The organism is Xanthomonas sp. F10 (assembly GCF_014206815.1).
GTDB lineage: Bacteria > Pseudomonadota > Gammaproteobacteria > Xanthomonadales > Xanthomonadaceae > Xanthomonas_A > Xanthomonas_A indica.
This window is the reverse complement of record NZ_JACHNP010000001.1, coordinates 951,915-964,458: the sequence shown is the minus strand read 5'-3', so window position 1 is coordinate 964,458 and position 12,544 is coordinate 951,915. Positions and strand designations below refer to the sequence as shown.

Genomic DNA, 12,544 nt, shown 5'->3' with positions numbered 1-12,544 from the left:
GCGATGCTGCGCAGCCTGATCGCGCTCAAGCCGCGCGACGTGCCGGTGCGCGTGGCCCTGCGCAACACCGCCGCGGTGGTCGCGCCGCTGGCGCTGGGCGTGGCCGCCGGCCATGCCGAACTCGGCCTGGCAGTGTCCACCGGCGCGCTCAACACCATGTTCTCCGACCAGCCCGGCCCGTACCGGGCGCGGATGCAGCGCATGCTGATGGCGGCCCTGGCAGCGGGCGTGGCCGCGCTGCTGGGCATGCTGATCGGCGCGCATACGGTCGCACTGGCGCTGAGCGCCCTGTTGCTCGGCCTGGGCGGCGGCCTGCTGGTGGCGCTGGGCCCGGTGGCGGCGCGGGTCGGGCTGACCAGCATGATCCTGCTGGTGGTCAGCGCCGACGTACGCCTGCCGCCGCTGCAGAGCGTGGGCGTGGCGGCGCTGATCTTCGCCGGCGGCGTGTTGCAGATGCTGATGGCACTGGCGGCCTGGCCGCTGCAGCGCTACCGGCCGGAGCGCTTCGCCCTGGCCGACCTGATGCGGCAACTGGCCGGCCTCGCCCGCCAGCGGCCGAGCGCGACCGCGGCGCCGCCAGCCACCGAGGCGGTGCTCGAGGCGATGGTGATGCTGCATGGCGAACACCGCTCCCGCGGGCGTGCGGTGCAGGCGTTTCGGGTCATCGCCGAACTGTGCGAACGCGCGCGGCTGGAGTTGCTGGCCCTGGCCGACCTGCACGGGCGCCTGGACACGGCGTCGCCCGCGCGGCTGCCGATCGAACGCGTGCTCGAACGCAGCGCGGTGGTGCTGGACCAGCTCGCGCACGCGCTGGACGGCGCCGAGGATCCCGACGCGGCCAATGCCTCCATGACCGGGTTCGACGATCTCATCGACGCGCTGGCGCAGGTGCAGACGCAGACCGAAGGCACCCGCGAACGCCGCCTGCTGCGCATCGCCGTGGCCCGTGCGCAGGGCCTGGGCGGGCAGTTGCGCGCACTGGTGCGCAACGGCCGCTGGGCCAGCAGCCGCGGCGAGATCCAGGCCGAGCTGGCAGAAGCGCGGCTGCCGGCGGCGCTGCGCCCGCTGGCGCCGCTGCAGACCTTGCGGGCGAACCTGAACCTGTCTTCGGTCGCGTTCCGGCATGCGCTGCGCTGCGGCGTGTGCCTGGCGCTGGCGGTGCTGTTCGCGCGCTGGCAGGCGATCCCGCACGGCTACTGGATCCCGATGACCACCGCGATCGTGCTCAAACCGGATTTCGGCGGCACCCTCAGCTTCGGCGCGCTGCGCGTGGCCGGCACCTTCGCCGGGCTGCTGCTGGCCACCGTGCTGGCGCATTTCGTGATGGACGGGGCGGTGGTGCGGCTGCTGTTGCTGACCGTATTCTGCCTGGGCTTCCGCCTGCTGACCCAGGTCAACTACGGGCTCGGCGTGGCCTGCCTGACCGGCATGCTGGTGCTGCTGCTGTCGTTCGAGGGCATGGCCCCGGGCGAGGCGATCGGCGAGCGCATCCAGGCCACCGTGCTCGGCAGCGCGCTGGCGCTGGCGGCCTATGCGCTGTGGCCGACCTGGGAACGCAAGCACATCCGCGCCATCCTCGCGCAGTTGCTGCTCGCCTATCGCGACCATTTGAGCGCGGTGCTGGAGGGGCGCCTGCAGGCGCTGCCGGACACCCGCGCGGTCTCGCGTACCGCGCGCACCAACGCGCAGGCCTCGATCGAACGCCTGCGCGGCGAGCCGCGGCGCAAGCGCAACCTGCGCGAGCTGACCCTGGCCGAATCGATACTGGCCAACGGCAATCGGCTGATCCGCGCCTCGCTGTCGCTGGAAGCAGTGCTGCGCGATGCGCCGCCGCTGCCGCCGCTGCCGGAACTGCAGCAGTTCCGGCAGCAGGCGCATGCCGCGCTCACCGAACTGGCCGAGGGTCTGCGCACCGGCACCCCTCCGCCGCAGGCCAGCCTGCGCACGCACGAGCGGCACCTGGCCGAGACGCTGGCCGCGCACCTGCAGGACGGCAGCGACGGTGGCGCCCTGGCCGCGCTGGCCGACACCAGTGACCGCGTGGCCGACAGCATCGGCACCCTCACCCACCTGGTCCGCAGCGCCCTGCTGCCGACCGCGGCGGCCGCAAAGGAACCGCCGCCGGTGGGCGCGCACCGCAGCGGGTGAAGGCGTGTCGTGCCGACGGTGCTGGCAACGCCCGCGGCACACCCGACTGCCTGCCGGCGGACAGTCACCTCACGTCGTCCCGCACGCTCTAGACTCTCGCCCTGCTTCCAGGAACCCACGCCGATGAACGAGATCCTGTCCCGCCAGCACGCCATCGCCCTCGACGCCGCCGATCCGCTGCGCGCCTTGCGCCAGGAGTTCCTGTTCCCGCAGCATCAGGGCGCCGACCAGGCCTACTTCGTCGGCAACTCGCTGGGCCTGCAGCCGCGCGGGGCGCGCGCCGCGGTGCAGGAGGTGCTGGACAAGTGGTCCTCGCTGGCGGTGGAAGGCCATTTCAACGGCGACACGCAGTGGATGACCTACCACGAACTGCTGGCCGCGCCGCTGGCGCGGCTGGTCGGCGCGCTGCCGCACGAAGTGGTGGCGATGAACACGCTGACGGTCAACCTGCACCTGCTCATGGTCAGCTTCTACCGGCCCACCCGCGAGCGCCCGGCGATCCTGATCGAGGCCGGCGCGTTCCCCTCCGACCAGCACGCCGTGGCCTCGCAGATCCGCTTCCACGGCTTCGACCCGGCCACCGACCTGATCGAAGTGCAGCCCGATGGCGCCGACGGCACCGTGTCGCTGGCGGCGATCGAGCGCGCCATTGGCGAGCACGGCCCGCGCCTGGCGCTGGTGCTGTGGCCGGGGGTGCAGTACCGCACCGGCCAGGCCTTCGACCTGGCCGCGGTGGCGCGGCTGGCGCGCGCGGCCGGCGCCGCGGTCGGCTTCGACCTGGCCCACGCGATCGGCAACGTGCCGCTGCACCTGCACGATGCCGCGCCGGATTTCGCGGTGTGGTGCCACTACAAGTACCTCAACGCCGGCCCCGGCGCGGTCGCCGGCGCCTTCGTGCACGAGCGCCACGGCCACGGCGACACGCCGCGCTTCGCCGGCTGGTGGGGCCACGACAAGCGCACCCGCTTCCGCATGGCGCCCGAGTTCGTCGCCGCACCCGGCGCCGACGGCTGGCAGCTGAGCAATCCGCCGATCCTGAGCATGGCGCCGCTGCGCGCCTCGCTGGACCTGTTCGAGCGGGCGGGGCTGGACGCGCTGCGACAGAAGTCGCAGCAGCTCACCGGCTACCTGGAGACGCTGATCCGCGCCCGCCTGGCCGACACCCTGCAGATCATCACCCCGTCCGACCCGGCGCAACGCGGCTGCCAGCTGTCGCTGCGCGTGGCCGGCGGCCGCGAGCGCGGCCGCGCCCTGTTCGAGTATCTGCAATCGGTGGGCGTGCTCGGCGACTGGCGCGAGCCGGACGTGATCCGGATCAGCCCGGTGCCGCTGTACAACCGGTACCGCGACGTCTACCGCTTCGTCGAGGAAGTGGAAACCTGGGCCGGGGTCTGACCCACCTTCTTCGCGCGGCCCGCGGCCGCGCCTTCCGGACACCGCATTGAACGCATCCCCCCGCAGCATCACCCTGATCGGTGCCGGACTGGCCGGCTCCCTGCTCGCCATCCTGCTCTCGCGCCAGGGCTGGCAGGTCACTGTCTACGAACGCCGCGGCGACCCGCGCGTGCACGACTACGAGCGCGGCCGCTCGATCAACCTGGCCTTGGCCGAGCGCGGCCTGCACGTGCTGCGCCAGGCCGGCGCCGATGCCGCGGTGATGGCCAAGGCGGTGATGATGCGCGGGCGCATGGTGCATTTCGCCGACGGCCAACAGCAACTGCAGCGCTACGGCCGCGACGACAGCGAAGTGATCTGGTCGGTGCATCGCAACGATCTCAACATCACCCTGCTGCAACTGGCCGAGCAGGCCGGCGCGCGCATCCACTTCTACCGGCGCCTGCACACGGTGGATTTCGACGCCGGCTATGCGCGCTTCATCGACGACCGCGACGACCAGCCGCACGACATCCGCTTCGAGAGCATGATCGGCGCCGACGGCGCCGGCTCGGCGCTGCGCGCGGCGATGCAGCGCAAGGCGCCGATGGCCGAGCACATCGAGTTCCTCGATCATTCCTACAAGGAACTGGAGATCCCGCCCAGCGCCAGCGGCGGTTTCCGCATCGAACCCAACGCGCTGCACATCTGGCCGCGCGGGCACTACATGTGCATCGCCCTGCCCAATCACGAAGGCACTTTCACCGTCACCCTGTTCCTGCCCAACAAGGGCGAGCCCAGCTTCGCCACCGTGCGCAGCGGCGAGGAGGCGTTGGCGCTGTTCGCGCGCGATTTCGCCGACGCCCTGCCATTGATGCCGCAACTGGCCGAACACTGGGAACAGCACCCGCCGGGCCTGCTCGGCACGCTGCGCCTGGAGCGCTGGCACCTGGACGGCCGCGCGGTCCTCCTGGGCGACGCCGCGCACGCGATGGTGCCGTTCCACGGGCAAGGCATGAACTGCGCGTTCGAGGATTGCGCCGCGCTGGCCGCGCACCTGCAGCGCGAACCGGACCTGGCGCGCGCTTACGCCGCCTTCGAGGCCGAGCGCAAGCCCAACGCCGGCGCGATCCAGCAGATGGCGCTGGAAAACTATGTGGAAATGCGCGACCGCGTCGGCGACGCCGGCTTCCTGCTGCAGCGCGAACTCGGCCAGGCCCTGCAGGCGCGGCACCCCACCCGCTTCGTCCCGCACTACACCATGGTCACCTTCCTGCGCACGCCTTACGCGCAGGCGCTGGAACGCAGCGAGGTGCAGCGCGACATCCTGGTCCAGGCCACGCAGGGCCACAGCGATCTGTCGCGGATCGACTGGCGGTGGCTGGAGCGGATCGTGCACGCGCGGCTGGCGCCGCTGGAGGGGGCGCATTGAACCGGCGTACCCTGTGCGGGCACCCGGTCTTCCGCAGGAGCGGCTCTCCCTGGTCTGGGGCGATCTGCTGCGACAGCATTACCGGTAACGCCCATCGCGGCTGAAGCCGCTCCTACACAAGCATCCGCGCTCCGCGCCTCGCCTGCCCCGCACCATTCGATTCGTCATGCCCGACAGCTTCCTCTTCTACGACCTGGAGACCTTCGGCGCCGATCCGCGGCGCACGCGCATCGCGCAGTTCGCCGCGGTGCGCACCGACGCCGACCTCAACGTGATCGAGGAGCCGATCAGCTTCTTCGTCAAGCCGGCCGACGACCTGCTGCCCTCGCCGGTCGCCACCCTGATCACCGGCATCACCCCGCAGCAGGCGCTGCGCGAGGGGGTCAGCGAAGCCGAGGCGTTCGCGCGTATCGCCGAACAGATGGCGCGGCCGCAAACCTGCACACTGGGCTACAACTCGCTGCGCTTCGACGACGAGTTCGTGCGCCACGGCCTGTTCCGCAATTTTTACGATCCCTACGAACGCGAGTGGCGCAACGGCAACTCGCGCTGGGACCTGCTGGACATGCTGCGGCTGATGCACGCACTGCGCCCGGAGGGCATCGTCTGGCCGCAGCGCGAGGACGGCGCCACCTCGTTCAAGCTGGAGCAACTGGCATTAGCCAACGGCGTGCGCGACGGCGATGCGCACGAGGCGCTGTCCGACGTGTACGCCACCATCGGCATGGCCCGGCATTTCCGCCGCAGCCAGCCGCGGCTGTGGGAATACGCGCTGAAGCTGCGCGACAAGCGCTTCTGCGGCAGCCTGCTCGACGCGGTGGCGATGCAGCCCGTGCTGCATGTGTCGATGCGCTATCCGGCCGCGCGCCTGTGCGCGGCGCCGGTGCTGCCGCTGGCACGGCATCCACGCATCGACAGCCGGGTGCTGGTGTTCGACCTGGAAGGCGACATCGAGCCGCTGCTGCGCTATACGCCAGAACAGATCGCCGACCGCCTGTACACCCCGCAGGCCGACCTGCCCGAGGGCGAACAGCGCATCCCGCTCAAGGAAGTGCATCTGAACAAGGCGCCGGCGCTGGTCGCCTGGGCGCACCTGCGCGAGGCGGACTTCGCCCGGCTGCGGCTGGACCCGGCGCAGCTGTTGGCCAAGGCCGCGCGCCTGCGCGAGGCCGGCCCGGCGCTGGCGGAGAAGGTACGGCGGGTGTTCGCCAGCGAGCGTGCCGCGGTGCCGGCCGATGTCGACGCCTCGTTGTACGACGGCTTCCTGGCCGACGGCGACAAGCGCGCCATGGCCCAGGTCCGCGCCAGCCCGCCGGCGCAACTGGCCGCGCTGGAAGGCCAGTTCCGCGATCCGCGCCTGCCCGAACTGCTGTTCCGCTACCGCGCGCGCAACTGGCCGCAGAGTCTGTCCATCGCCGAGCAGGCGCGCTGGGACGAGTACCGGCGGCAGCGCCTGCAACAGGACAGCGGCCTGTCCGAACTGAGCTTCGACGCCTTCTATGCGGAGCTGGCCGATTTACGCCTGGCTCACTCGCAGGATGCTACCAAGCAAGCCCTGCTCGACCAGTTGGCCGCCTGGGGCCACGACCTGCAACGCAGCCTATGACCAGCTATTTCAGCGACGCCAGCTTCAAGTTCCTGCGGGCGCTCGCCCGGCACAACGACAAGGCCTGGTTCAACGACAACCGGCACAAGTACGAAGAACACGTGCGCCAGCCGTTCCTGCGCCTGATCACCGATCTGCAGCCGGACCTGGCCCAGGTCAGCGAGCACTTCCGCGCCGATCCGCGCGGCGTCGGCGGCTCGCTGTTCCGCATCCATCGCGACGCGCGCTTCTCCCACGACAAGTCGCCGTACAAGACCTGGCAGGGCGCGCGCCTGTTCCACGAGCGGCGCAAGCAGGTGCCGGCGCCGTCGTTCTACATCCACCTGCAGCCGGGCGAGAGCTTCGTCGGCGCCGGGCTGTGGCATCCGGAACCGGACACGCAGCGCAAGGTGCGCCAGTTCATCTTCGACAATCCCGGCAGTTGGAAGGCCGCCGCGCACGCGCCGGCGCTGCGCCGCCGCTTCGACTTCGAGGAAAGCGAGATGCTGGTGCGGCCGCCGCGCGGCTTCCCGGCCGACTTCGAGTGCATCGACGACCTCAAGCACAAGAACTGGGTGTTCTGGCGCCAGGTCGACGACGCGGCGATGACCGGCCCGCGGCTGCGCTCGCAGATCGCCGCCGACCTGCAGACGCTCGGTCCGTTCGTGGACTATCTGTGCGCGGCGCTGGACCTGGAATTCTAGAACGGCAACGTTTTCCCGTAGGAGCGGCTTCAGCCGCGACAGGCATTCCGTCGACGCCGGTCGCGGCTGAAGCCGCTCCTACGCGACCCGAGGACATCCCATGAAGAAATGGCTGGCATTGCTGTTCCTCGCCCTGTTCGCCCTCGGCGGCTATGTCGTCGCCGGACCGTACCTGGCCATCCGCGGCATCGACCAGGCGCTGCGCGAGCGCGATGCGGCGGCGTTGGAGCGCTACGTCGACTTCCCGACCCTGCGGGTGAACCTCAAGGCCCAGGTGGACGATGCGCTGGTACGCCGCGCCGGACCAGACCTGCAGTCCAGCCTGTTCGGCGGCGCGCTGCTGTCGCTGGCCGGCGGCCTCGGTGGGATGAGCGTGGACGCGCTGGTCACCCCGGCCGGCATCGGCGCGCTGATGCAGGGCGACGCGTTGTGGAAGCGCGCCAGCGGCGACACCGTCGGCGGCGACACCTACGCCGCGCCGCGTCCGCCGCAACCGCTGCGCCAGGCCGAACACCGCTTCGAATCGACCACGCGCTTCGTCGCCACCGTGCACACCGCTGACGGCACCGCGGTGCCCTTCGTATTCACCCGCGACGGCCTGCGCTGGAAGCTCAGCAACATCCTGCTGCCGCTGTAGGCGATGGCGGGCGGCGCAAGGCGTCTCGGCCGAGCGCCAAGGGCACGTCAGGCCACGAGCACGCGGCGCCCTCCTGTGGCGAGGACGTTCAGGGCAAAACCAACAACCCGTTGTTTGCCAAGCATTCGCTAGTCTCGTAGGAGCGGCTTCAGCCGCGACGAGACGTTCCCTGCATGGCTGTCGCGGCTCAAGCCGCTCCTACGCCGGTGCGCCCTGTCGTGATCGGAGGCTCCTTCAGTCGCGACGATCAAAGCGCTATGGCTTCCCGGGCAGCATGCAGTCGGGACTGAAGTCCCTCCCACAGGAGTCACGTCTGGCCATCCTCCGCCATCCGCCTTCTGCCGGGCTGGATCGACTGTTCGACTGACCTCACGCATGCAGGTCCTCCACCGTCGCCTGTCCGGCCCCGGCACGGGAGAGTCGCTACAACTGCAGGCAGATCAGCTCGGACACTTCCGGATCGCCGGCGCTGCGCCATAGGTTTCGGGTGGCGAATGCGCACCCGGCGTCCGGGCACATCAGCGCGATCTCGAACTCCGGCGGCGCCTGCACCCAGCCGTGTGGAGTGCACTCGTCGGTGCGGAAGGACGCGACACCCGTCTGGACATGTCGCACTTGCTCGCCAGTCGTCGCCGTGGTGGCGGCCACCGTCAGCATGCGGCCATCGCGAGTGACCGCGATGTTCCAGAAGTCGGTGCCAAGGTCGATCTCCGTCACCGACGTGTAAGGTGGATCCATGAATCCGGCGCTCGCGGTCGGCGCCGCCCAGGACACGCGGTTGCCGTCGACGATGCGGCCGGATCCGAGCGAGAGCCACAGGCGGCCCTGTCCGTCCATCGCCGAGTGGCACATCGGCGGCGTCCGCGCGATGCGCTTGGGCGGCTGGGGCAGGCCGGGCTCTGCGAGCCAGACGCTGCCCTCGGCCGCCACCGCCAGGATCTTGCCATCAGGCGTCGCGTGCAGCTGCAATTCCTCCGCCAGCGCCCTGCGCCGCACGCTGCCATCCGCCAGACTGATGGCGCTGAGCTGTGCGGAGCGGGCATTGGCCGCATGCACATGGCCGTCCAGCGGCAGCAGGCGGTCGATGTACCGCGGAATGCGCGATGTCCATTTTTCCGCGACGCGCAGCGTGCCGGACTCGAGCCGGAACAGCTTGGTCTCGGTGGCCGCCAGCACGCTGCCCCCGCCGTCGCTGGCGAAGGCCCGCGCCTGGTTGCCCAGGGCGACCGACGCCACTTCGTCGCCTGTCGCCATGGACAGCGCGCGCACCCGCAGCGCGCCGAAGCTGACGCCCCATCCATCCGCGACCAGCACCTGCCCGGTCCGTTCGTCCAGCCAGAGTCGATGGGCGGCCACGCCGGGCACGGTGGTCCGCCACAGAAGCGTGGCAGCTTCGGGATCTGCGCTCGCGTGCGCAGGCGGGGACGCAGCTGAATCGTGTTGTGGACGCATCGATGCGCGGACTCTTCCATCAACGAGCAGAAATTCTTGCAAATCGCACCTGAGCACAACGTGTTTGCCATCGCTGTGTTTGCCAGCGCTGGCGTGCAACGTCGGACAGGCGCCGTGTGCGAACGATGCACGCGCAACCCAATGACCCGATACAGCCAGGCGCCGCCTAGCGCTGAGCGCCTTGCCCCGTCCTGCCGGCCATCGCCTGCTGCACGCGCCGGAACGGCGTGCGCAGTTGCCAGCGTGCCGACCACGGCAGCCGCGCCAGCGCTGCATGCGCATCCAGCGCCGGCAGCGCGCCGGTCCAGGCGAACACCACGTGGTTGTCCATGGCCGGTTCGTCCAGGCGCAGTACGCGGCCACCGAACAGGGCGCGCAGATGCGCCAGATGCCGGCGTGTGTCGGTGTCGTACAGGTTCACCACCAATACCCCGCCCGGCGCCAGCGCCGCGTGGCAGTCCTCGTAGAAGCCGCGGCTGAGCAGCGCGGCCGGGATGCCGTCGGCGTCGTAGGCGTCGAGCAGCAGCAGGTCGTAGCGGTCGCGCCGTTGCCGCAGCAACCGCGCGCCGTCGCCGTGCATGGCCTCGAAGCGCGCGTCGTCGTCCGGGATGCGGAAGGCCGTGCGCAGGGCCAGCACGTCGGCATCGGCCTCGATCGCCTCGATCCGCGCCTGCGGCAAGTGCCGATAGCAGAACTTGGCCTGCGAACCGCCGCCGAGACCGACGATGCCGATCCGCCGCGGATCCGGGCGCAGCAGCAGCGCACCGAGCATGCTGCGGGTGTAGCCCACCTGCAGCACGTCCGGCCACCAGGTGTACATGCGGCTCTGGGTCACCTCGCCCTTGAACTGCAGGCTGGTGTAGCGCCAGCCGTGGCGCACGTAGGGCCGCCCGGGACGCAGGTCGGTGGGCGCGTCCGCGTCTTGCCGCAACAGGCGGCGCAGCGCGGCCCAGCGGCCGCCGCCCGGCGCCGCGCTCACGGCGTGGCGATGTCGTTGGCGACCCCATGCGGCACATGCCCGGCGGCGACGCGCTCGCGGGCGGCGCTGTCGATGTTGTGCTGCGAATCGTCGAAGAAGATGTCCGCTCCGAACGCCTGCAGGAACGGGCCCTTGTGGCGGCCGCCGAGGAACAGCGCCTCGTCCAGGCGCACGCCCCATTCGCGCAGGGTGCGGATCACCCGCTCGTGCGCCGGCGCCGAGCGCGCGGTGACCAACGCGGTTCGGATCGGCGACGCTTCGCCGGCCGGAAACGCGGACTGCAGCGCATGCAGCGCCGACAGGAAATTGCGGAACGGCCCGCCGGTCAGCGGCTCGCGCGCGTTCTCGCGCTCGTAGCGGCCGAACGCCTCCACGCCCTGCTCGCGCGAGAAGCGCTCGCCCTCGTCGCCGAAGATCACCGCATCGCCGTCGAAGGCGATGCGCAGCTGCGTGGACAGGCGATCGGCGTCGATCGCGCCGGCCGCCGCGGCCGCTTCCTGCGCGTGCTCGCCGGGCGGCTTGGGCAGGATGGTCGCCGCGGCGATGCCGTGGCTGAGCGCGCGCCGCACCGACTCCGGGTTGGCCGACAGGAACAGGTCGGTGCCGAATGGCTTGACGTAGGGCCAGGTCGCCTCGCCGGAGGTGAAGGTGGCGCGGACGATGCCCAGGCCGTAGTGCTGGATCGAATTGAAGATGCGCAGCCCGGTGTCGGCGGAATTGCGCGACAGCAGGATCACCTCCACCGGCGGCGTCTCCGGCGGCGTGCCCTGGTTCAGCGCCAACAGCTTGCGCACCACCGGAAACGCCACCCCGGGCGCCAGCACATCGTCCTCGCGCTCGCGCTGGTACGCGCTGTACGCCTCCACCCCGTCCCGCTCGAACAGGGCATGACCCTCTTCCAGATCGAACAGGGCGCGCGAGGTGACCGCGACGGTGAGCAGACGGGGGGAGTTGTCGGACATGAGAGCAGGGATTCGGCAGTGGGGATTGGGGATTGGCAAAAGCGAGCAAAGGGGTGGGAAGGTGCACAGAGGAATCTGAGAAAGCGGTGCGCTGTTGCGAATCCCCAATCCCGACTCCCGAATCCCCGCCCTACACCATAAATTGCTCGCTCAAGATCCGCTCCTCCAGGTTGTGCTCCGGATCGAACAGCAAGGTGACCAGGCGGTCGCGGGATTCGCGGATGGTGACTTCGACCACGTCGCGGGTCTCGTGCGAGTCGGCAGTGACGCTGACCGGGCGCTTGTACGGGTCCAGCACACGGAAGCGCACTTCGATGTCGGCCTTGAGGATCGCGCCGCGCCAGCGCCGCGGCCGGTACGGCGCGATCGGGGTCAGCGCCAGGGTGTGCGAACCCAGCGGCAGGATCGGTCCGTGCGCGGAGGAGTTGTAGGCGGTGCTGCCGGCCGGGGTGGACACCAGCACGCCATCGCAGATCAGTTCGTCGACCCGGGTCTGGCCGTTGAGATCGATGCTCACGTGCGCGGCCTGGCGCGTCTGCCGCAGCAGCGAGACCTCGTTGTAGGCCAGCGAGCCGGTGGTGGCGCCGGATTCGGTCTGCGCCAGCATCTCCAGCGGCCGCAGCTTGGCCGGCTCGGCCTGGGCCAAGCGCGCGACCAGGTCGTCGTCGCGGAACTGGTTCATCAGGAACCCGACCGTGCCCAGCTTCATGCCGAACACCGGCTTGCCCAGGCTGCCGTGGCGATGCAGGGTCTGCAGCATGAAACCGTCGCCGCCGAGCGCGCACAGCACATCGGCCTCCGCCGGCTCGCAATCGCCATAACGCGCGACCAGTTGTTCGCGCGCCCGCTGCGACTCGGTGGGGACACTGGCAAGAAAACAGATGCGGGGCGAGGACGGCATGGGCGCATTCATGGCGCCGATCATACCTGTCCGGGTGTAAAGCCGGGATTCGGGAGTGGGGATTCGGGATTGGCAGAAGCGGCTATCGCGTCGGAAACGGGACAGTCAAGACCGCAGAACTGGGCAACCCAAAGGCTCTGATTCGGGAATGGGGATTCGGGATTGTCAAAAGCGAGCAACGGGATCGTCAGATGCACAGAGGAATCGAGAACGTGATGCGCTGTTGCGAATCCCAACTCCCGACTCCCTAACCCCCATCACCACGCCCCCTCTCCCATCCCACACTCCTCTCTGGAGGAAGCCCCCCCCTTCTGTTAAGGGGAGCGCGGCGAAGCCGCGGGGGATAGGCAAGGTGGCCGTGCGGCGCCAA

The 12,544-nt window shown here is 70.3% G+C and carries 10 protein-coding genes; 6 read left to right on the top strand and 4 right to left on the bottom strand.

Going from position 1 to position 12,544, the window contains the following annotated elements; genetic code table 11:
* The first annotated feature begins 3 nt into the window (after positions 1 to 3).
* From FHR56_RS04260 to FHR56_RS04235, 6 genes are all read left to right on the top strand, one after another.
* Positions 4 to 2,148 (top strand): FUSC family protein, encoded by a 2,145-nt coding sequence (locus FHR56_RS04260; RefSeq protein WP_160948263.1) that lies wholly within the window; start codon positions 4 to 6, stop codon positions 2,146 to 2,148.
* 123 nt (positions 2,149 to 2,271) lie between these two features.
* Complete coding sequence (kynU, locus tag FHR56_RS04255) at positions 2,272 to 3,543, top strand: kynureninase (RefSeq protein ID WP_160948262.1); 1,272 nt, start codon at positions 2,272 to 2,274, stop codon at positions 3,541 to 3,543.
* Between the two features lie 46 nt (positions 3,544 to 3,589).
* The gene (locus tag FHR56_RS04250) at positions 3,590 to 4,954 is read left to right on the top strand and encodes an NAD(P)/FAD-dependent oxidoreductase (protein WP_160948261.1); all 1,365 of its coding nucleotides are present in this window, start codon (positions 3,590 to 3,592) and stop codon (positions 4,952 to 4,954) included.
* A 166-nt stretch (positions 4,955 to 5,120) separates the two neighbouring features.
* The gene (gene sbcB / locus FHR56_RS04245) at positions 5,121 to 6,560 is read left to right on the top strand and encodes an exodeoxyribonuclease I (protein WP_160948260.1); all 1,440 of its coding nucleotides are present in this window, start codon (positions 5,121 to 5,123) and stop codon (positions 6,558 to 6,560) included.
* Entirely contained in the window at positions 6,557 to 7,243 is a 687-nt protein-coding gene (locus tag FHR56_RS04240) for a DUF2461 domain-containing protein (protein ID WP_160948259.1), read from the top strand. The genes sbcB and FHR56_RS04240 overlap by 4 nt, the downstream gene beginning before the upstream one ends.
* A gap of 100 nt (positions 7,244 to 7,343) precedes the next feature.
* The gene (locus FHR56_RS04235) at positions 7,344 to 7,880 is read left to right on the top strand and encodes a DUF2939 domain-containing protein (protein ID WP_160948258.1); all 537 of its coding nucleotides are present in this window, start codon (positions 7,344 to 7,346) and stop codon (positions 7,878 to 7,880) included.
* 423 nt (positions 7,881 to 8,303) lie between these two features.
* On the opposite strand, the gene FHR56_RS04230 is transcribed toward FHR56_RS04235, so the two are convergent.
* The 4 genes from FHR56_RS04230 to FHR56_RS04215 form a co-directional block, all read right to left on the bottom strand.
* Positions 8,304 to 9,236, bottom strand: a complete 933-nt coding sequence (locus FHR56_RS04230) for a hypothetical protein (RefSeq protein WP_184502414.1) — start codon at positions 9,234 to 9,236, stop codon at positions 8,304 to 8,306.
* A 262-nt stretch (positions 9,237 to 9,498) separates the two neighbouring features.
* Positions 9,499 to 10,311 carry a fused MFS/spermidine synthase gene (locus FHR56_RS04225; protein ID WP_160948256.1) on the bottom strand — a complete coding sequence of 271 codons (813 nt, stop codon included), beginning with the start codon at positions 10,309 to 10,311 and terminating at the stop codon, positions 9,499 to 9,501.
* Positions 10,308 to 11,273: a 5'-nucleotidase gene (locus FHR56_RS04220; RefSeq protein ID WP_160948255.1), complete on the bottom strand. Its 966-nt coding sequence runs from the start codon at positions 11,271 to 11,273 to the stop codon at positions 10,308 to 10,310. The genes FHR56_RS04225 and FHR56_RS04220 overlap by 4 nt, the downstream gene beginning before the upstream one ends.
* Positions 11,274 to 11,403: 130 nt before the next feature.
* Positions 11,404 to 12,174: an NAD kinase gene (locus tag FHR56_RS04215; protein ID WP_184502413.1), complete on the bottom strand. Its 771-nt coding sequence runs from the start codon at positions 12,172 to 12,174 to the stop codon at positions 11,404 to 11,406.
* Positions 12,175 to 12,544 lie beyond the last annotated feature (370 nt).